General features: G+C 60.2%; 17 protein-coding genes. 11 read left to right on the top strand and 6 right to left on the bottom strand.

The genetic code is table 11. The annotated features are described in order from the left end of the window. Positions 1-3 precede the first annotated feature (3 nt). The 7 genes from AC07VV_RS26805 (at position 4) to AC07VV_RS26775 (ending at position 6,839) form a co-directional block, all read left to right on the top strand. A complete protein-coding gene (locus AC07VV_RS26805) occupies positions 4-360 on the top strand; it encodes a DUF4398 domain-containing protein (protein WP_096820990.1) in 357 nt (118 codons plus the stop codon). Next, entirely contained in the window at positions 357-1,169 is an 813-nt protein-coding gene (locus tag AC07VV_RS26800) for an OmpA family protein (protein ID WP_249482814.1), read from the top strand. The genes AC07VV_RS26805 and AC07VV_RS26800 overlap by 4 nt, the downstream gene beginning before the upstream one ends. A gap of 199 nt (positions 1,170-1,368) precedes the next feature. Then, positions 1,369-2,808 (top strand): aminotransferase-like domain-containing protein, encoded by a 1,440-nt coding sequence (locus AC07VV_RS26795; RefSeq protein ID WP_096820992.1) that lies wholly within the window; start codon positions 1,369-1,371, stop codon positions 2,806-2,808. 78 nt (positions 2,809-2,886) lie between these two features. After that, a complete protein-coding gene (locus AC07VV_RS26790) occupies positions 2,887-3,363 on the top strand; it encodes a translation initiation factor 2 (RefSeq protein WP_495037963.1) in 477 nt (158 codons plus the stop codon). Between the two features lie 166 nt (positions 3,364-3,529). Further along, on the top strand, positions 3,530-3,784 hold the full coding sequence (locus AC07VV_RS26785; RefSeq protein WP_102620504.1) for a YkgJ family cysteine cluster protein: 255 nt from the start codon (positions 3,530-3,532) through the stop codon (positions 3,782-3,784). Between the two features lie 41 nt (positions 3,785-3,825). Continuing rightward, positions 3,826-4,431, top strand: coding sequence for an START domain-containing protein (locus AC07VV_RS26780; protein ID WP_085704686.1), 606 nt, complete (start codon positions 3,826-3,828; stop codon positions 4,429-4,431). A gap of 314 nt (positions 4,432-4,745) precedes the next feature. Further along, the gene (locus tag AC07VV_RS26775; protein ID WP_495037962.1) at positions 4,746-6,839 is read left to right on the top strand and encodes an LTA synthase family protein; all 2,094 of its coding nucleotides are present in this window, start codon (positions 4,746-4,748) and stop codon (positions 6,837-6,839) included. Positions 6,840-6,898: 59 nt separating this feature from the next. Here the strand turns inward: AC07VV_RS26775 and AC07VV_RS26770 are convergent, their stop codons facing one another. Then, entirely contained in the window at positions 6,899-7,057 is a 159-nt protein-coding gene (locus tag AC07VV_RS26770) for a DUF3309 family protein (RefSeq protein ID WP_169432680.1), read from the bottom strand. A 256-nt stretch (positions 7,058-7,313) separates the two neighbouring features. On the opposite strand from AC07VV_RS26770, the gene AC07VV_RS26765 reads away from it, so the two are divergent. From AC07VV_RS26765 to csrA, 3 genes are all read left to right on the top strand, one after another. Further along, the gene (locus tag AC07VV_RS26765; RefSeq protein WP_096820996.1) at positions 7,314-8,129 is read left to right on the top strand and encodes an SDR family oxidoreductase; all 816 of its coding nucleotides are present in this window, start codon (positions 7,314-7,316) and stop codon (positions 8,127-8,129) included. 63 nt (positions 8,130-8,192) lie between these two features. Further along, positions 8,193-8,525 (top strand): YnfA family protein, encoded by a 333-nt coding sequence (locus AC07VV_RS26760; RefSeq protein ID WP_085710895.1) that lies wholly within the window; start codon positions 8,193-8,195, stop codon positions 8,523-8,525. 136 nt (positions 8,526-8,661) lie between these two features. Beyond that, positions 8,662-8,847, top strand: a complete 186-nt coding sequence (gene csrA, locus AC07VV_RS26755; protein WP_096820997.1) for a carbon storage regulator CsrA — start codon at positions 8,662-8,664, stop codon at positions 8,845-8,847. Between the two features lie 5 nt (positions 8,848-8,852). Here the strand turns inward: csrA and AC07VV_RS26750 are convergent, their stop codons facing one another. From AC07VV_RS26750 to AC07VV_RS26735, 4 genes are all read right to left on the bottom strand, one after another. Further along, positions 8,853-9,080 (bottom strand): YheU family protein, encoded by a 228-nt coding sequence (locus AC07VV_RS26750; protein ID WP_003236706.1) that lies wholly within the window; start codon positions 9,078-9,080, stop codon positions 8,853-8,855. Positions 9,081-9,139: 59 nt separating this feature from the next. Beyond that, positions 9,140-10,330, bottom strand: a complete 1,191-nt coding sequence (locus tag AC07VV_RS26745) for an osmoprotectant NAGGN system M42 family peptidase (protein ID WP_115078817.1) — start codon at positions 10,328-10,330, stop codon at positions 9,140-9,142. 61 nt (positions 10,331-10,391) lie between these two features. Further along, positions 10,392-12,137: an N-acetylglutaminylglutamine synthetase gene (ngg, locus tag AC07VV_RS26740; protein ID WP_495037961.1), complete on the bottom strand. Its 1,746-nt coding sequence runs from the start codon at positions 12,135-12,137 to the stop codon at positions 10,392-10,394. Between the two features lie 3 nt (positions 12,138-12,140). Continuing rightward, positions 12,141-13,913, bottom strand: coding sequence for an N-acetylglutaminylglutamine amidotransferase (locus AC07VV_RS26735; protein ID WP_495037960.1), 1,773 nt, complete (start codon positions 13,911-13,913; stop codon positions 12,141-12,143). 296 nt (positions 13,914-14,209) lie between these two features. On the opposite strand from AC07VV_RS26735, the gene AC07VV_RS26730 reads away from it, so the two are divergent. Beyond that, a complete protein-coding gene (locus AC07VV_RS26730; RefSeq protein WP_495037959.1) occupies positions 14,210-19,045 on the top strand; it encodes an NEL-type E3 ubiquitin ligase domain-containing protein in 4,836 nt (1,611 codons plus the stop codon). A gap of 13 nt (positions 19,046-19,058) precedes the next feature. On the opposite strand, the gene mnmC is transcribed toward AC07VV_RS26730, so the two are convergent. Then, a complete protein-coding gene (mnmC, locus tag AC07VV_RS26725; RefSeq protein ID WP_495037958.1) occupies positions 19,059-21,038 on the bottom strand; it encodes a bifunctional tRNA (5-methylaminomethyl-2-thiouridine)(34)-methyltransferase MnmC2/FAD-dependent 5-carboxymethylaminomethyl-2-thiouridine(34) oxidoreductase MnmC1 in 1,980 nt (659 codons plus the stop codon). Positions 21,039-21,082: the final 44 nt, after the last annotated feature.

The raw sequence follows: 21,082 nt of genomic DNA, 5'->3' as shown, positions 1-21,082 counted from the left end.
TTAGTGAGTAATCGAGTTCTTTTCACGGCCCTGGCCGTTCTGGCCCTGGCCGGTTGCGCCAGCGATCCGGCACCCAATGAACAAATGCGCCTGACCGAACAGGCGCTGGAGCAAGCCAAGGCCGTCGGCGCCACCGCCGACGAAGTGCCGGAAATGAAACTGGCAGAAGACAAGTTCAACCGGGCCAAAGGCAGCATGGCCGGCGAATCCTTCAAGAACGCGCGGATGCGCGCCGAACAGGCCGAGCTGGATGCACGCCTGGCCGAAGCCAAGGTGCTGACCCAGAAGAGCGAGGAGCAACTGAACGTGCTCAATACCCGCATCGTCCGCCTGCGCAAGCAACTGGGGGATGCCCAATGAGCCTGACTTCAAAAGCCTTCGGCACTCTGATCCTCGTGGGTTGTGCCAGCCTTTATGGTTGCGCCGGCCAACACAGCGAAACCGCCTTGCAGGAGGCCAGCGCCGACTTCCAGAAGGTCAAGGAAGATTCCAATGTGCTGCGTATCGCGCCGAAAGACGTGATTCGTGCCGGTGAATCCCTGGCCCGCGCCGATCGTCTCTCCACTTATTGGGGAAGTGGCTCGGACGTGGCGCATTACTCCTATCTGAGCCAGCGGTACAGCCAGATCGCCCGCGAGCACACCAATCTGGTGCTCAACGAAGAGCGCGCGGCGAAGCTGGAACTGGAGCGCCAGCGCCTGCAACTGGCACTGCGCGAATCCAAACTGTTGAGCGTGCAGCAGCAGGGTAAATGGCTGGAAGAGCAGATCGTTGCTCTCGCCACCACCCAGACCGACCGTGGTCTGGTGATGACCCTCGGTGATGTGCTGTTCGACACCGGCGAGGCGGAGCTGAAGAACTCGGCGAATCGCGTGGTCCTGAAGATTGTGCAGTTCCTGCAACTCAATCCGAAACGCGTGGTGCGTATCGAGGGTTACACCGACAGCACCGGCGGCAAACAGGAAAACCTCAAACTGTCCCGCGACCGCGCACAGTCGGTTGCCGATGTGCTGACGGACCTGGGCATCGACGAAAAACGCATTCAGGTCGAAGGCTACGGCGACGAATACCCGGTGGACGCCAACGCTTCCGAGCGTGGGCGTGCGCAGAACCGTCGCGTGGAAATCGTGTTCTCCGACGAAAAAGGCCAGCTCGGCGCCGCCCGCTGAGGGTGGCGTTACTGGAAAGCCCGGCCTGTCATGCAGCGCCGGGCTTTTTTACGTCTGTCGATTACCTCACAAGCAGTACAGATTTATCCGACACTGCACTGTATGGTTGACTAATATGGCAACTGTCCCAGTACACTTCCAGACTGTTCCGGTATTGTTCACACAAAAATAAAACGCCCGTGATATCGAGTGCTGCGTCATGACCAATCTCTTGCTCTACCAACGTATTGCTCAACAACTGGCCGAAGACATCCGCCGCGGCGTCTATCAGCCGGGCGAGCGCGTGCCCTCGGTGCGCAAGATGAGTTCGCAGCTCAACGTCAGCCATGCCACGGTGTTGCAGGCTTACGCCAACCTCGAGGATCAGGGGCTGATCCGTGCACGGCCGCAGTCTGGCTACTACGTGCACCAGACCCCGGCACTTACCGCACCGACCCCGGACATTGCCCGGGTCGAACGACCTGGCCTGGTCACCCGCGCCAGCATCATTCAGCAAGTGTTGGTCGAGTCGCGCCGCGAAGGCGTGTTCCCGCTGGGTGCAGCGGTCCCCAGTGTCGATTATTTACCGGTGCGCGCACTGCATCAGCAATTGGCCAAGGTCACCCGATTCCATAGCCCGCGCGCCTTCAGCTACATGTTCAGCCCCGGTTTCGAGCCGTTGCGCCGACAAGTGGCGATCCGCATGCGCGACGCCGGTGTGGTGGTCGACCCGTCGGAAGTGGTGATCACCCACGGTTGTGTCGATGCACTGCAGATGTCGTTGCGGGTGCTGACGCGTCCGGGCGATCTGATCGCCGCCGAATCACCGACCTATTACGGATTGCTGCAACTGGCTGACCTGCTGGGCCTGAAAGTCATCGAAATTCCCAGCGACCCGGCCACCGGCATGAGTCTGGAAGCCCTGCAACTGGCGGCCAACCAATGGTCGATCAAAGCGCTGGTGCTGACGACCCGGCTGAGTAACCCGCTGGGTGGCACCATGCCCGAAGAGCGGCAAAAACAATTGCTGCGCCTGGCCTCGGACTTCGATATCCAGATCGTCGAAGACGACATCTATGGCGAATTGATGTTCGAGCAAGGTCGCACCAAGGCGCTCAAGGCCTACGACCGGCTGGATCGGGTCATTTACTGTTCGAGTTTTTCCAAGACCTTGTCACCCGGTGTGCGCGTCGGCTGGATGATTGCCGGCAAGTATCAACAGGAAATCCAGCGTCTGCAGACCTTCACCACGCATTCGGCTTGCAGCGTCACGCAAATGGCGATCGCCGCCTATCTGGAAAATGGCGGTTATGACCGGCATTTACGGTACATCCGCCAGGAATACCGAAAAAACCTCAGCGCATTTCAGCTGGCTGTGCAGCAGTACTTCCCCGAAGGCACGCAAATGACCCGGCCCACGGGCGGTTTCATCCTCTGGGTGAGCCTGCCGGGGCGGGTCAATACGCAGGAATTGCATGTCCGCGCATTACAGCAGGGCATCAGCATCGCGCCGGGGCTGATCTTCAGTAATACCGAGCAGTTCAACCACTGTATCCGGCTGAACTGCGGCACGCCGTGGAATCGCGAGGCGGAACGGGCGTTGATGACGCTTGGTCTGCTGGCGACTCAACTGTGTCAGGAAATGGCCGGCGGTTTCTGAACAGACAGCGCGGCGCGCTTGTCATGTGGCGTTCAACAAGCGAGCATATGGCCCTCTGCCGTTAGCGTTGTAGGTTCCATGAAAGCGATTTTTCCTGCTGCCTGGGTTTTGCTTTGTCTGTTGATGATCGGTCACGCGCCAGCTGTCATGGCCGCTGCCGTTTCGGAAAAACCGACAGCAGCGCCCACGGTGAAAAAGCCGGTTGCCAGCAAGAAAGCCGCTCCTGCGAAAGAAAAGCAGCAGAAAGCCGCCCCCGCCAAGAAACGTGCACCGATCGCTTCCAAGTCGAAATCCGCCAGTGAAGTGGCCAAGACACCGTTACCCCCGGCCAAACTCGACTTGAGCCTGCCCAGGGACATGGTTCAGCAGTTGAAACCGGTGGGCACCGTGCCGCTGCCCAAGCGCGAAGCGATCCTGCCGCAGATGTTTGGCGAGAAGAACAGCGGCTTCCAGCTGAATGGTCGTCTGCTGAGCAACGAAATGCAGTTGCAGCTGCGCAATGAAGAGCGCCGCGAAGTCGAAGGCGCTGCGCTGGATTTCGAATTCAAGCAGTAAATTCAATCGATCCGTGACCCGCAGACCAGACGCTTTGTCGGAGACTGGTCAGTCACTTTCGTTTCTGCGTAAAAACCCCGGTTCAGGGAATTTAAAACAGCCGTTTTAGCGGTTACCCTGTTCCGCGTCCCTTTAACACATTGCCCGTCGCGAGGAACTCGTCGTCATGAACTGCCGTGAAGGTTGTGGCGCCTGTTGCATTGCCCCTTCCATCAGCTCGCCGATTCCGGGCATGCCCGATGGCAAACCTGCCGGCGAACGTTGCGTTCAGCTCTCGGTCGAAAACCTGTGCAGCATTTTCGGCCAACCGGAACGTCCAGCGGTCTGTTCAGGGTTCAAGGCCGATGTCGAAGTCTGCGGAAGCAGTCAGGAAGACGCGATCAGACTGCTCGGCTGGTGGGAGCAGATGACGGCGGCGTGATGTGTCAAACGAACGGAACTTCAACAATAAGGAATAAGACTATGGGTTCGCTGCATCGTATCGCTGTGTTGTGTGGTTTGACTGCCGTGCTGGCCACTTCGGCCGCCCAGGCTGAAGACTGGAAAGTGGCCAAGAACGAAGATGGCATCAAGGTCTCCTTGAGCGAAGTGCCGGGTTCGGACTACAAGTCTTATCAGGGCGTGACCTTGATGAAGACCACCGTCGCCAAATTGCGCGCATTGCAGGAAGACGTCTCCGGCGCCTGTGCCTGGATTCACGAGTGCAAGACCCAGAAACTGCTCAAGCACGAAGGCGACCAGAGCTGGACCTACACCCAGTTCAACACGCCGTGGCCAGTGACCCCGCGCGACTCGATCCTGCATGTCACCACCGTTGAAGGCGCTGATGGCAGCCTGACCCGCAACCTGGAAGGTCTGCCGAAGTACCTGCCGGAAGAAAAAGGCTTTGTCCGCGTAGCTCAGGTCAAAGGCTTCTGGAAGTTCGTGCCAAAAGGCGATCAGGTCGAAGTGACCTATCAGGTCCACACCGAGCCAGGCGGCAGCGTGCCGTCGATGATTGCCAACAAGTTCGTGGTCGACGCACCGTTCAATACCTTGAAAGCCCTGAAAGAGCGCGCCGAGAAGTAAATATCGCGTTGCTCTGCAAACGCCCCGAAGAACTCGGGGCGTTTTGTTTTGTAGGTTTATTGTGTTTCCGGATATGCGTTGAACGAAATTTTCACAAAGTCTTCAAGACAATTCGCCCGCGCTGTTTGCAGCTGTCCCGGTATGCCGTGCCTTTAATGAAAGAGTCCGGCAGCGGGGCAGTAATCAATGGCAATGCCGCCGGTGATCGTGCAACATTTGCGCACCGCGCAAGCCCCGGGGCCTGGAATGGCCAACAGAGGGCAGGGCGCAGCTGTATTTTTGCAACTTCAACTTCCAATGGGTCCTAAAACGACATGGCAAACCCGGACGCCCTGAATCAGCAGCGATCTTCCAGTCGCCTGCTGCAACCGACCGTCAAATCGCATCTGGCCTACACGCTCTTGTGCGCGCTGGTCATGATGGTGATGTTTTCCGTGCTGCGCCTCGCGCTGCTGGTCTACAACCGCGAGATGATCCTCGATACCCCGGCTTCGACGTTCCTCGAAGCCTTCGCCAACGGCCTGCGTTTCGACCTGCGCCTGGTGGTCTACCTCTGCGTTCCGATGGTGCTGGCGCTGTTCAGTGCCCGGGCCATGGCTGCACGCGGGTTCTTCCGTCTGTGGTTGACGGTGACCTCCAGCATCGCGCTGTTCCTCGGCCTCATGGAAATGGACTTCTACCGCGAGTTCCACCAGCGCCTCAACGGCCTGGTGTTCCAGTACGTGAAGGAAGACCCGAAAACCGTGATGAGCATGCTCTGGTACGGTTTCCCGGTGGTGCGCTACCTGCTGGCGTGGGCCGTGGGCACGCTGATCCTGACCCTGGCGTTCAAGGGCGCCGATCGTCTGACCCGTCCGCGTGGCCCGTTTAGCGGCGGCAATGTCGGCACTCGTCAGGTGGCGCCGTGGTATGCGCGTCTGGCGGTGTTCGTCGTGTGCCTGCTGATCTGTGTGGTCGCCGTGCGTGGCACCCTGCGTCAGGGCCCGCCACTGCGCTGGGGTGACGTGTACACCACCGAATCGAACTTCGCCAACCAGCTCGGCCTCAATGGCACCCTGTCGCTGATCGCGGCAGCCAAGGACCGCATGGGCGAAGACCGCAACAACATCTGGAAAGCCACGCTGCCGCAGGATCAGGCGCAGAAAGTCGTGCGTGAGATGCTGGTCATGCCGGACGACAAACTGGTCGATGCCGACATCGCCGCCGTGCGTCGTGACTACACGCCGCCAGCCGACAAGACCCTGCCGATCAAGAACGTTGTCGTGATCCTCATGGAAAGCATGGCCGGTCACTCGGTGGGCGCTCTCGGTGCGCCGGGCAACATCACGCCGTATCTCGACAAACTGTCGAAGGAAGGCCTGCTGTTCGACCGCTTCTTCTCCAACGGCACCCACACCCACCAGGGTATGTTCGCCACCATGGCCTGCTTCCCGAACCTGCCGGGTTTCGAATACCTGATGCAGACCCCGGAAGGCAGCCACAAACTGTCCGGCCTGCCGCAGCTGCTCAGCGCGCGCAAGTATGACGACGTCTACGTCTACAACGGTGACTTCGCCTGGGACAACCAGTCCGGGTTCTTCAGCAACCAGGGCATGACCAACTTCGTTGGCCGCAATGACTTCGTCAACCCGGTGTTCTCCGATCCGACCTGGGGCGTGTCCGACCAGGACATGTTCGACCGTGGTCTGGTGGAGCTCAAGGCACGTGAAAACGGCAAGCCGTTCTACGCGCTGCTGCAGACCCTGTCCAACCACACGCCTTACGCCTTGCCGACGCCATTGCCGGTCGAGCGCGTGACGGATCGTGGCACGCTCAACGAGCACCTGACCGCCATGCGTTACGCGGACTGGGCACTGGGCCAGTTCTTCGAGAAGGCCCGCAAGGAGCCTTACTTCAAGGAAACCCTGTTTGTCATTGTCGGTGACCATGGCTTTGGCAACGAGCGTCAGATCACCGAAATGGACCTGGGCCGCTTCAACGTACCGATGCTGATGATCGCACCGGGCATCCAGGAAAAATTCGGCACCCGTGACCACACCGTGGGTACGCAGATCGACATCGTGCCGACCATCATGGGTCGCCTGGGTGGCGAAGTGCGTCATCAGTGCTGGGGCCGTGACTTGCTCAACCTGCCGGCAGGCGACACCGGTTTCGGTGTGATCAAGCCGTCGGGCAGTGAGCAGACCACCGCCATCGTCACCGCTGACCAGATCCTGGTACTGCCGAAAGAGAAGGAAATGGCGCCGAAGATCTACCAGTACCAACTGGGTGCGAATCCTTCTGCCGAAATCATTCCGGACGCACCGCGCACCGCCGAGCTGAAACTCAAGCTCGAAGCGTTCCTGCAGACGGCCACCAAGAGCCTGATCGACAACACTGCCGGTGTGATTAACGGCAAGCCGGACTGATCATTTGGCGCAATAAAAAGAGGCCCTTTTCAGGGCCTCTTTTTTTGTCGGTCAAAACGTCATATGCGGCCGAGTAACAGCAGCACCAACAGTACAACCAGCACCACACCGATAATGCCCGAAGGACCGTAACCCCAACTTCTGGAGTGCGGGAAGACCGGCAGACCACCGATCAGCAACAGGATCAGGATAATGATAAGAATTGTGCCCATGTCGATTTCCTTGTTGATAGTGTCTGGGAAGTCTTGGTGTTCAAGGGCGGCTGGAAGTTGAACTAAATCCAGACGGCTTACAAATTCCGACTGGCGCGTGTGAAAGAAAATTCAATGTTTTTTCAGTGTATTTGGTTCACGGTCTTATTTCGTTTGATGCCGCAGTTTGCTCTCGCCATTCAGCAATCTGATGGAGCGTGGGTCGCTCCGGATCCTTCGCTACACTCCGCGCATCTTCCCCGGAACAACAAGGCTGTTTGCTATGCAAAATCGCATGATGATCACTGGCGCGGGCTCCGGCCTGGGTCGCGAAATCGCGCTGCGCTGGGCGCGTGAAGGCTGGCAGCTGGCCTTGTCGGACGTCAGCGAGCCCGGCCTGCAGGAGACCCTCAAACTGGTTCGCGAGGCCGGCGGTGACGGCTTCATCCAGCGTTGCGATGTGCGCGATTACAGCCAGCTCACTGCGTTCGCCCAGGCCTGTGAAGTGAAATTCGGCGGCATCGACATCATCGTCAACAACGCGGGCGTGGCCTCGGGCGGATTCTTCAGCGAGCTGTCGCTGGAAGACTGGGACTGGCAGATCGCGATCAATCTGATGGGCGTGGTCAAGGGCTGCAAGGCGTTCCTGCCGCTGCTGGAGCAAAGCAAAGGCAAGATCATCAACATCGCCTCGATGGCGGCACTGATGCAAGGCCCGGCGATGAGCAACTACAACGTGGCGAAGGCCGGCGTGGTGGCGTTGTCCGAAAGCCTGCTGATCGAACTGGCCCAACAGGAAGTCGGTGTCCACGTGGTGTGCCCGTCGTTTTTCCAGACCAATCTGCTGGACTCGTTCCGTGGCCCGACACCGGCGATGAAAGCGCAGGTCGGCAAGTTGCTGGAAAGTTCGCCGATCACCGCCACCGATATTGCCGATTACATCTACAAGCAGGTCGCGGCCGGCGAGTTCATGATCCTGCCCCATGAACAAGGCCGCATGGCCTGGGCGATCAAGCAGAAGAACCCGCAGCTGCTGTACAACGAAATGACTGCGATGGCCGAAAAGATGCGCGCCAAGGCCAAACAGAACAACGGCTGAACTTGCGCCGCCAAAGCCCCATCGTTAGGGTGACCGCCACAGTCACCCTGACGAGTCATCTGCATGCTCAACTACTTGTGGTTTTTCCTCGCCGCGCTGTTCGAAATCGCCGGTTGTTTCGCATTCTGGATGTGGTTGCGCCAGGGCAAGAGCGCCCTGTGGGTGATCCCGGCGCTGCTCAGCCTGACCTTGTTTGCACTGTTGTTGACGCGTGTTGAAGCGACCTACGCCGGTCGCGCCTATGCCGCTTACGGCGGCATCTACATCATTGCTTCGATTGGCTGGCTGGCGGTGGTCGAGCGTATCCGTCCGCTGGGATCGGACTGGATCGGTGTCGCCTTGTGCGTGATCGGTGCCAGCGTGATTCTGTTCGGGCCACGGTTTTCGGCGACCTGAAGCACCGACTTGAAGGAAACGTCTGAAGGCCAAAGCGCCCGGGCGCGTAGGGTTTGACTGATTTGCCCGCAGCGCATTGTAGGGCGCTCGAAAGCCGCGCATCTTCAAGGCTCGAAAACCTTGAAGGACAACCCTCATGCTTGTACTCAGCCGTGTTGTCGGTGAACTGATTTCCATCGGCGACAACATCACTTTGCGCGTTCTGGCGGTCAACGGCTCCAGCGTGCGATTCGGCGTCGAGGCGCCAAAGCAGGTCAACGTGCACCGTGCCGAAGTCTACGAGCGGATCCAGCGCAAACAGGCCAACGGCAAGGGCCGCTGACCGTTTCAGTCGAACAGGTGCTTGGGCACGTCGTGCTTGAGCATCAACTGGCACTGCTCGCTGTCCGGATCGAAGACGATCAGCGCCTGGCCTTTGGTCAGGGCCTGGCGAACCCGCAATACGCGGGTTTCCAGTGGGGTGTCGTCACCGTTGTCGGTGCCGTCGCGGGTGACGAAATCCTCGATCAGGCGGGTGAGGGTGTCGACTTCGAGCGCGTCGTAGGGGATCAGCATGGGCACCTCGGCTAAATCAATGTCGGGATGCTACGGCGAATGATCGCCGAGGGCCAGACTCAACTGTCCGAGCGTTGCCCCACCAGGCTGTCCACCGAGGGCACCCGGGTGTCGCTTTCCATTTGTGTCTCATGCTCGATCTGGTGACTGAAGCGATCCAGTGACGCATTGGCCGGTTGTGCATCGCTGGCGAATACCGGCGGACTCAGGATGTACGCCCCCAGCAGACGACTGAGTGCGGCGAGGCTGTCGATGTGCGTGCGTTCGTAGCCGTGGGTCGCATCACAACCAAAGGCGAGCAGGGCGGTGCGAATGTCGTGGCCGGCGGTGACGGCCGAATGGGCGTCGCTGAAGTAATAGCGGAACAGGTCACGGCGCACCGGCAACTCGTGCTCACCGGCCAGACGCAACAGGTGTCGCGACAAGTGATAGTCGTAAGGCCCGCCGGAATCCTGCATCGCCACACTCACCGCGTGCTCGCTGGAATGCTGGCCGGGCGCAACTGGCGCGATGTCGATCCCGACAAATTCGCTGACATCCCAAGGCAAGGCCGCCGCCGCGCCGCTGCCGGTTTCCTCGGTGATGGTGAACAGCGGATGGCAATCGATCATCAACTCCTGACCGCTGTCGACGATGGCTTTAAGCGCTGCGAGCAGCGCCGCGACTCCGGCCTTGTCGTCCAGGTGGCGGGCGCTGATATGGCCGCTTTCGGTGAACTCCGGCAGCGGATCGAACGCCACCACATCGCCCACGCTGATGCCCAGCGAATCGCAATCGGCGCGGGTCGCGCAGTAGGCGTCCAGGCGCAGTTCGACGTGATCCCAACTGATCGGCATTTCATCGACGGCGGTGTTGAAGGCGTGCCCGGAAGCCATCAGGGGCAACACGCTGCCTCGAATCACGCCGTTGTCGGTGAACAGGCTGACGCGGCTGCCTTCGGCGAAACGGCTCGACCAGCAACCGACCGGCGCCAGGGTCAGGCGCCCGTTGTCTTTCACCGCGCGCACGGCGGCACCGATGGTGTCCAGGTGCGCCGACACTGCGCGGTCGGGGCTGTTTTTCTTGCCTTTGAGGGTGGCGCGGATGGTGCCACGACGGGTCATTTCGAAGGGTATGCCAAGTTCTTCCAGCCGCTCGGCGACGTAACGCACGATGGTGTCGGTGAACCCGGTGGGGCTGGGAATGGCGAGCATCTCCAACAGCACTTTTTGCAGATAGTTCAGATCCGGTTCGGGAATTTGGGTGGTCATGGAAACTCCTGTTGCGGGGCTTCATTCCCGCGTTTGACACTGGAATGACGCTGAAGAGAGATCAAACGGCCGGCTGACTGTGCGGAAACAACAGATCGACAAACCGCTCGGCCGTCGGCTGCGGCTCATGGTTGGCCAGGCCCGCGCGTTCGTTGGCTTCGATGAACACGTATTCCGGCTGATCGGCGGCGGGTACCATCAGGTCGAGCCCGACCATTGGAATGTCCAGTGCTCGCGCCGCACGCACGGCGGCATCGACCAGAGTCGGATGCAGAATCGCCGTGACGTCTTCCAGGGTGCCGCCGGTGTGCAGGTTCGCCGTACGCCGCACGAACAGATGCTCGCCGGCCGGCAGGATGCTGCTGTAGTCGTAACCCGCCGCGTGCAGGGTGCGCTGGGTTTCGTGGTCCAGCGGGATTTTGCTTTCGCCGCCGGTGGCCGCTTGTCGGCGTCGGCTCTGTGCTTCGATCAGCGCGCCGATGGAGTGATGGCCGTCGCCGACCACTTCGGCAGGACGCCGGATCGCCGCGGCAACCACGTCGAATCCGATCACCAGAATCCGCAGATCGAGGCCTTCGTGGAAGCTTTCGAGCAACACGCGGCTGTCAAATTGCTTCGCCGTTTCGATGGCTTGCTGCACCTCTTCGATGCTTTGCAGATCCACCGCCACGCCCTGGCCTTGCTCGCCATCCAGCGGTTTGACCACCACCCGCTGGTGCTCGTCGAGAAACGCCAGATTGTCGTCCGCATTCGCTGCCAGTTGCTGTGACGGCAGTTTCAGCCCGGCCGCCTTGAGCACCTTGTGGGTCAGGCTCTTGTCCTGGCACAGACTCATGCTGATGGCGCTGGTCAGGTCGCTCAGGGATTCGCGGCAGCGCACCCGGCGACCACCGTGGCTGAGGGTGAACAGCCCGGCATCGGCATCGTCCACTTGCACATCGATGCCACGTCGATGGGCTTCCTCGACGATGATTCGCGCATAGGGATTGAACGCGGCCTCCGGGCCCGGCCCGAGGAACAGTGGCTGGTTGATGCCGTTCTTGCGCTTGATCGCGAAGGTCGAGAGATTGCGAAAACCGAGCTTCGCATAGAGGTTTTTCGCCTGACGGTTATCGTGCAGCACCGACAGGTCGAGATAGCTCAAGCCCCGGCTCATGAAGTGCTCGATCAAATGCCGCACCAGCACTTCGCCGACACCGGGACGTGAGCACTGCGGATCGACCGCCAGGCACCACAGGCTGCTGCCGTTTTCCGGGTCGTTGTAAGCCTTATGATGATTGAGGCCCATGACGCTGCCGATCACCGCGCCGCTGTCTTCGTCCTCGGCCAGCCAGTACACCGGCCCGCCCTGATGATGCGGAGTGAGCAGGGTGGCATCGATCGGCAGCATGCCCCGCGCCTGATACAGCTGATTGATCGACTGCCAGTCCTCTTCGCTTTGCGCGCGACGGATGCGGAAGCCGCGAAACACCCGTGTTGCCTGACGGTAATCGCTGAACCACAGGCGCAAGGTATCGGACGGATCGAGAAACAGCTGAGTCGGTTCCAGACCGAGAATCTGCTGCGGCGCAGCCACGTACAGTGCGATATCGCGCTCGCCCGGCTGTTCGTTGAGCAGCTCCTGGGCGAGGCTCGCCGGGTCGGGAAAGGTGTGGCCGATCAGCAAGCGGCCCCAGCCGCAATGCACGGCGATCGGCTCTGCGCTCGGTTGGTTGCCATCTTCGGCCAGACGCGCCTGCAAGCGTTCGTAGGACGGTGTCTGACCGCGCAGCAGCCGTTGGCTGTAAGCCGTGGCGTGAGGTTTCATCGATCAGATTCCTTGTTCGCTGAGCCACAGGTTCAGCGCCGCCAGTTGCCACAGCTTGGAGCCGCGCAACGGGGTCAACTGGCCTTGTGGATCGGTCAGCAATTTGTCGAGCATGGCGGGGTTGAACAGGCCGCGATCCTGGCTCGGATCCAGCAGCAGTTCGCGTACCCAGTTCAGGGTGTCGCCTTGCAGATGCTTGAGGCCGGGCACCGGGAAGTAGCCTTTCTTGCGGTCGATCACTTCGCTCGGAATGACCAGTCGCGCGGCTTCTTTCAAGACCTGCTTGCCGCCGTCGGGCAGTTTGAACTTGCCCGGAACACGGGCCGACAATTCCACCAGGCGATAGTCGAGAAACGGCGTGCGCGCTTCCAGGCCCCAAGCCATGGTCATGTTGTCGACGCGTTTGACCGGGTCATCCACCAGCATCACCGTGCTGTCCAGACGCAGGGCCTTGTCGACCGCCGCATCGGCGCCGGGCTGTGCGAAATGTTCCTTCACGAAGTCGCCGGCAGCGTCATTCGCTGTCAGCCATTTCGGCTGCACCGTGGCCGCATAGTCGTCGTAGCTGCGGTCGAAAAACGCCTCGCGATAGGCCGCATACGGATCGGCTGCGCCGTCCACCTGCGGATACCAGTGATAGCCGGCGAACAACTCGTCGGCGCCCTGACCGCTCTGCACCACCTTGCAATGCTTGGCCACTTCGCGGGACAGCAGGTAGAAGGCGATGCAGTCGTGGCTGACCATCGGCTCGCTCATGGCGCGGAACGCGGCGGGCAGTTGCTCGATGATTTCTTTCTCGTCGATGCGCAGTTGATGGTGCTGGGTGCCGTAGTGCCTGGCGATCAAATCGGAATACTGAAACTCGTCACCGCGTTCGCCACCGGCATCCTGGAAACCGATGGAAAAGGTCGACAGGTTTTCCACGCCGACTTCCCGCAGCAGGCCCACCAGCATGCTTGAATCGACACCGCCGGAAAGCAGCACACCGACATCCACCGCCGCCCGTTGGCGGATCGCCACGGCTTCGCGGGTGCTGTCGAGAACGCGGTCGCGCCAGTCTTCAAGAGTCAGACTTTTCTCGTCGTCGTGTGGGCCGTAGGGCAGGGTCCACCAGGTTTTCTGCTCGGTGGTGCCGTCCGCATCAATGCGCATCCAGCTTGCCGGTGGCAGTTTTTCGATGCCGGCCAGCAAGGTGCGCGGCGCTGGCACCACAGCGTGAAAATTCAGGTAATGGTTGAGCGCCACCGGATCAAGGATCGGGTTGATGTCGCCACCCTTGAGCAGCGCCGGCAGGGCCGAGGCAAAACGCAGGCGTTGGCCGGTGCGCGACAGGTACAGCGGTTTGACGCCGAGACGGTCGCGGGCGATGAACAGGCGCTGGGCATCACGCTCCCAGATGGCGAAGGCAAACATGCCGTTGAGTTTCGGCAGCAGCGCTTCGCCCCAGGCGTGATAACCCTTGAGCAGCACTTCGGTGTCGCCGCCGGAATAGAACGCATAGCCGAGCGCTTCGAGTTCGGCGCGCAGTTCCGGGAAGTTGTAGATCGCGCCATTGAAGGCCAGGGACAAGCCCAGTTGGCTGTCGATCATCGGCTGCGCCGAGCCGTCCGACAGGTCCATGATTTTCAGGCGTCGATGGCCCAGGGCAATCGGCCCTTGGGCATGGAAACCCCACGCATCGGGGCCGCGAGGGGCCAGGTGATGGGTGATTCGCTCGATGGCTGCAAGGTCTGCAGGTTGTTGATCAAAGCGTAACTCGCCAGCTAATCCGCACATAAAGTCCTTACCGGTTTTTCCGTTGGGGAGGGTGTCGCTGAACCGCGCCGAAATGGTCGGTACCCAGAAACTGACCTGGCTCGGATGTGGGAGTTTTAGAACGATCAGTTATAAGCGCCGTGGCCTGACCGGTGGACCATCAGCAACCCGGCTGAAGTGTCGGGTGGTAGATAAGTATTCGAAACATACGGATTGCTGCTTGTTTGCAGGCCCGAACGGGCAATTTTTCGTGTTTTTTATTCGACGCGGGGATCGATAGGGTGAAGGGACTCAACAGCAATAAAGGAATATTGCCTATGTCCACTACACCCGCATCGGTCACACCGATCACCCTCACGGAAAAACAGAAACTGAGCTTTTTGCTGGAGGCCACAGGCGATCTGGACACCGCCAAGGCATTGCAGAAAAGCTTCCCCCCTGTGCTGCTCAAGGCCAGTGCCGACACATTGGCGGCACTGGACAAGACCGCGCGTGACTTGCACACAATCCAGGCTCAAGTCGAGACAGACCTGAGTCGGCTGCAATCGCTCAAGCACTTTTGCATCGAACAGTTGAACTGCGCCCTGACCGCGCGCTGGCCGGCGGCTGTGTTCGATGTCGAGAAAGACCTTCTGGAGTTGCCGGGAAGCTATTGCGGTTGCGAAGCGGTGACCCCACCCGGAGGCGGAGAGAAGGTCATTCCGCCCGCTACGCCGACGCTGCTGGAAGCCGCGATGCAGAATTTCACGGAAGACGAGGCGCAAGCCGATTATTTCCCTGAAGGCAGCGTCGTGCGGATTTCGAGTACACCTGACGGCGTTCCCGGTCTGACACCAACGGCGTTTGCCGCACTTTGCCGGGAGCTGGACCTGGGTGGGCTATACCAGGCGCATTTTCAACAGGTGTTTGGCGTCAAGGAGGTCAATGGCAGTCGGGTCGCTACCGGCCCGATGGTTCGCAATATCTCGGTGATGAAAAAGCAGATGCTGCAACTGGATCTGCACCTGGCGCTGATGAAGGAACATGTTTCCCAGGAAGGCTTCCAGACGGTTCAGCGCTTGATCGATGCCGGCGGCGTCGTCGACGCCAAAAGCCTTCAGTTCAAGGGCCGGCCGCTGATCATGCAGGGCATTGAAGCGCTCGACAGCTGTCTCTGGGGTGTCGTGGTGTTCTCCGAAAAATCGATCGAGCTGGATCCCGATCAATGGTGCCTGGTGTACATGCCCGGCGAACCCGGCCAGCCACTCTACGAGTACACCAGCTTCACGGCGTTCGTCGCGTACCTGGAGTTCAAACTGGGGGTGGGCAGTTACAAAAGTTACTTCACCCACTGCATCGGCGAGGTCGACAAGGTCGACTTCTTCAAGACGTTTGCCGACACCGACAGCCTGGGGCACGTCAAACAGTTGGATATGACTGGGCCGCTGTTCGACTTCATGCTCAAAAGTCATGTCGGCAAGTTGCAGCTCGATGCCCGTGCGCTTGCCGTGCCGACCGCTGATGTCGATGAGGAAGAGCGCAAGAAACGTTTGATTCAATACCTGGAAATCGGCATGACGATCGCCAACGTCGCGGGGTTTGTCGTTCCGGTATTGGGGCAATTGATGATGGGCGTCGCGATCGGACAAATGCTCGCCGAGGTGTACGAAGGGATCGAGGACTGGAATCGGGGTGACCGTCAGGAAGCCTTTTCACACCTGCTCAGCGTGGCGGAGAACATTGCCCTCATGGCTGCGGTGGGTGCCGGCGTCAAGGTGCTGAAATCCCTGGCGATCAAGACGGTTCAAAAACACCCGGATTTCTTCCAGCCTTTCACCGCTATTCTTGACCGCAATGGACAGTCCCGATTGTGGAAACCGCAACTGAGTGCCTATGAACAACCTTTACCGGCAGGGGCGGGGGCTGAATCTGACGCAACAGGCTTGTATCAGGCTGACGGCAAGAACTTTGCCCGTATTGACGATCGAAACTACGCGGTGGTGCCGGATCCGGTTTCCAGGACCTGGCGCATTCAGCATCCAGTCCGCCCAGAGGCCTATGCCCCGATACTCAAGCGCAGTCAACATGGGGGCTGGCGTCATGCCTCGGAGCCGAGCGAGCAATGGTCCGGGGCTTACACGCTCAAACGCATCGATCCGCCGTTGGCGCGACTCGATGACAGTCGGCTGGAGATGATCCGGCGCCTGACCGACACTCGCTTCGATGAACTGCATCGGCTGAGCGACGACAGCCTGCCACTGCCCCCCCGTTTGCGAGACATGATCGAACGGTTCGGCCTTGAGCGCCGGGGCCGTGACTTCATTGCCGCCATGGAGCGTGGCGAGGCGACTGATCCCCGTCATGTCCAGGAACAGATGCACGTGCTGCCCAGACTTGCGAACTGGCCACAGGATCGCTACATCAAGGTCGTTGATGAAAACGGAGGCATCACCGCGACTTTTCCACCCGGTTCGATTGACGATGACACCCTGAGCGTTATTGTCAGCAACGCCCAACTGGAAAGGGGCGAATTGCTGCAGACCGTCATCGACGGCCTGTATCCCAAAGAAGTGGAAGCTTTGGTCGGCGCGAACGTTGCGCCGACTGACCAAGGGGTGGCGTTGGCAAAGGTACTCGGTGCCGCGGTCAAGGCTGATCGTCGCTCGACGTTCGACCACCTGTACCGGCGCTATGACCAGACCCTGGACAGTGAGGTGCTCAAGACAAGGCAAGCATTTCCCGATGTGCCGGCGCGTTACGCTCAGGAACTGATCCGACAGGCTTCGAGTGTCGAGCGCTCGCTTCTGCGTACCACCGGACGAGTGCCCATGGGCCTTGCGCAGGGGTTGAGTGAGGCGACGAGCAATGTTCGTCTGGATCGGGCGCTGACAGGGTTCTACCTGGCTGAGGTTGCCAATGCCGATACCGAGAAACTGGCCATCGGTCTGTTGCCGCAACTCAGCGGCTGGGATCCGCAGCTCTACCTTGAACTGCGTGCTCAGTCACTCAGGGGCAACCTGCTGCAGACCCTTGGCAAGAAACCCCTCACTCCCGGGAACTCGCTCACGCTGGTCAGGCTCGACAACGGCTTTGAGGTGTTCGACAGCCAGAACCGATCACTCGGCAAGACGTTCGGGCCGGACAGCCTTTATCTGGCGATCCTCAAAGGCCTCTCACCTCATCAGGCCAAGGCGACTGGACTGTCAGGAGCCAGGCCAGAAGACGGCTGGCGCCTGCGCAACCGATTATTGAGTAGTGCACTGGATGAGCGTGAAGGTTGTAACCGGTTGTTGAACGGTGACCGGTTTGAACCGATAAATCGTGAACCCGTGTGTACGCTCGCCAACCCACCCGACGATGCGACGAATCATCCACAGCGTTTGTTACGCAAGGTGAAAAAACTCTTCCCGTTGTTTTCCGATATGCAGGCCCGGGATTTTCTTGACCAGTTGGGCAGCGACCATCTGACTCGTGCACTCCGGATCAGGCAATTGCAGGATGACCTGGAGCGATTGCGCGATGTGCTCGATACCTGGATGGACGATGTGGCAGCCATCAGGGCACAGGGAGGGGTACTGAGCGAGGTGCGCGAATGTCGGCATCTTGTGGCGTACGAGATCGAGGACAGTTTTCGCCGACTGATCTTCCTGCCCGACGAGTTCTATCGTTCGGCGTATGGCCTGAAGCTCGATGGCATGCGGTTCGGAAAGCTGCCGATCCTGCCACCCGGGCTGACCTTTGACCATGTCAGGCATCTGTCTCTGCAAAACATGCATCTGGACAACGATGTCGCCTATTTCCTCAAAGCCTTCAAGAACCTCGAGACGCTTGAGCTGGGTCGCAACAGGCTTACGCAATTGCCTGAGGTGGTCTCGCTCATGCCGAACCTCAGGCGTCTGGGGCTGGGGCAAAACCGGATTCAGTTGACTGAGCAGACCTTGGTAAAACTGTCGCGGATGCGCAATCTGCAAAGCCTGGACCTGAGCGAAAACCCCCTTGGGGCCACGCTGGATGTCAGCGAGATGTTTGAGCTGACTGATCTCAGCGTGCGTAACACCCGAACCACGGAGTTGCCCAAAGGTTTGCAGCGTTTGCCCCATCTGGATCGGGTAGACCTGCGTGACAACGACATTCGTGATTTGCCGCAATGGCTGTTTGAAACACCGCGGCGCTTCAGTGAAACGATCAATCTGCGCAACAACCCGATTTCCGAACTCAGCAGCACTCACCTGGACAACTACCGCAAGAAGGTCGGCATCGGCATGGGGTATCTGGAAAATGATATCGCGCGCCTTGACGAGCATCAGGCACGTACGATCTGGCTGACCGAAACGGGAGGAACCGTAGGCGCCAGACGCCTGCAAACATGGACCGCGATCAACGACGACCCGATGGCCGAAGGCTTGTTTCATTTGCTGGCAGAGCTGGGCAATACCGCCGACTCCGAATATGTGCGCGAGGATATGTCCCGGCGGGTCTGGACAGTACTGGAGGCGACGCAGGCCGATGCCGAATTGCGCGAGCAGATTTTCGATCTGGCGGCCAACCCGATCAATTGCACGGATAACGCGGCGTTGAACTTCAGTCATCTGGAGGTCGCCGTGCATGTGCGCAATGTGTTGCGCGTTTCCGGGGGGCGTCAGGTGTCGGCGGCAGTGCTGATGAGGCTTGCGCGAGGCTTGTTCCGGTTAGAACAGATTGACCTGATCGCCGCGGAGCACGCCCGGGATCTGGGATCACCCGACCCTCTGGAGGTAACTCTCGCTTATCGCACGGGTCTGGCGCGGGCGTTCGACCTGCCCGGGCAGCCCTCGCACATGCGTTACAGCGAACTCGCTGATGTGACGGGGGATGATCTGGTAACGGCTATCCATCGAATCCAGACGGCTGAACTGTCTTCCAAATGGCTGGATTTCCTGGTTCGCCAGCCGTTCTGGAGCAACTACGTGAAGAACAGTTTCGCGAAGCAGTTCGACGCCGCCCGGGTGCCTCATCAAACGGAGGTCCAGGCATTGTTCGAAAGGGCTGAGGAACTCAGCTCCGTCGATTACCTCAGTGAAATGAACCTCTGCGCCACCCGCATGGAACAGACCGAAAATGCCTTGCTGCGACGGCTGACCCAGCAGGTGACGGAGTCGATTGAGCGGGGGACCTGCATCGTGACCGGTGACTGATCGGGTTCAGGGATCATTTGCCACGAATCAGTCGGCGCAGGGCAAACCGGTTGGGATGACAGGCTTCGGCCACGCTGCGGGGCAGAGGCAGCGGTTCGTTGTCGAGCCACGCGGCCAGCAGTTCTCCGGACAAGGGTGCCGTGATCAGCCCGCGTGAGCCGTGGCCGCTGTTGACGTACAAACCGTCGAGCCAAGGGCAAGGGATGTCCGGTATCTGCCGGGCATCCTTGGCCAGTGCGGCGTACGCCTGGGTGAAGGCTTCGCGGTCGGCCAGAGGACCGACGATCGGCAGATAGTCAGGGCTGGTGCACCGGAAGGCTGCTCGACCTTGAAGGCTGTCGGCGTCGAGCTCGCTGATGTGCAGGCGACTGACCAGATCCGTGGAGATTTCTTCGAGCATCTCCAGGTTGCCCAGATGTTCGGCGGTGGTCGGGGTCAGGTCGTCGCTGTTGAAATCGAAACTGGCACCGAGGGTGTGTTCGCCCAACCGTGCCGGGGCCACATAGCCTTCGGCGCAGACCACCGTGGCCAGTGCCTGGCTTTGCGCGGTCTGCGCCAGTCGGGTGATCTGCCCGCGAATACGCTTGAGGGGCAGGTCGGCACTCTGGGGGAAACGCTTGATCTCGGCGGCACCGGCCAGCACCACGACGGGCGCTGTTGCGATCAATCGTTCACCGTCGAGGGCTTGCCACTGACCTTCGACCTTGCGCAGCTCCACGGCTTCCTGATGGGTGAATAGTGTGACGCCCGACTGTGCGGCTTGTGCCTGACACAGGGCCGGCGGATGCACCCAGCCGCCCTCGGGATAATACAAACCACCGTGCGCCAGTCCGATGCCGGCATGAGCCTGCGCCTCGGGTTGATCGAGCCATTGCAGAAGGTCTTCGGGAAACGCGGCCGCCAGTTGCGCCTGACGCTCGCGTTCTTTTTCATTGAACGCCAGTTGCAGCACGCCGCAGTCATCCCAGTCGGTGCCACGTTGCAGGGTTTCCAACAGGCGTCGGGTGTAGCCGAAACCGCTGACGATCAACTGCGACAGCGCTGTGCCATGGGCGGACAATTTCAGATACAGCACGCCTTGGGGATTGCCCGAGGCTTCCTGCGCCACCGCCGCATGCCGTTCCAGCAGACTGACCTGCCAGCCCCGCGCCGCGAGGCTGGCCGCCGTGGCGCATCCGGCCAGACCGGCACCGATCACCAAGGCGCTACGCTCACTGTTCAACGGTACCGGTCGGGCGAACCACGGTTTGTCTGCCGCCGGTAGTGGAGCATCCTCTGGCCAGCCGAGAAACACTCCGCGCAGGATCTCCCACTTGTGACCGATGCCCGGCGTGCGCTTCATCTTGAAGCCGGCGGCGTTGAGCAGGCGTCGCACCCAACCGGTGCTGGTGAAGGTACTGATGGTCGAGCCGGGCGCCGCCAGCCGGGCCAGTTCGGTGAACAGTTCGGCGGTCCACATCTCCGGGTTTTTCGCTGGCGCGAAACCGTCGAGAAACCACGCGTCGATCTGGCCGTCCAGTTGCGGCAACTGCTCCAGCGCATCACCGATCAACAGCGTCAGAGTCACTCGACCGTGATCCAGAACAATGCGCTGGAAGCCTTGATGGATTGCCACGTAATGTTTGAGTAGTTGATCGGACAGTGGCTTGAGATCCGGCCACAGCGCCAGTGCCCGCTGCAGGTCGGCGGGGCTCAGCGGAAACTTTTCGACGCTGACGAAATGCAGCCGCGCACCGGCCACCGCATGCTGTTCGAACAACTGCCAGGCGCAGAGAAAATTCAGCCCGGTGCCGAACCCGGTTTCACCGATCACCAGTCGCCCGCCCGCCGGCAACGCGGCAAAGCGCTCGGCCAGACGGTTCTGTTCAAGGAACACGTAGCGGGTTTCATCCAGCCCCGACTGATCGGAAAAATACACATCGTCGAACACTCGCGAACGCGGGCGTCCCTGGTCATCCCAGTCGAGTTGGGCGTGGGGCATTACAGGTTTCATGGCAGGCTCGGCAACGGCAAGGCGGCCATTCTAGCCGATCACGC

The sequence above is a fragment of the Pseudomonas sp. GW821-FHT02C04 genome, assembly GCF_059421845.1.
This window is presented reverse-complemented; position numbering and strand designations above follow the sequence as displayed.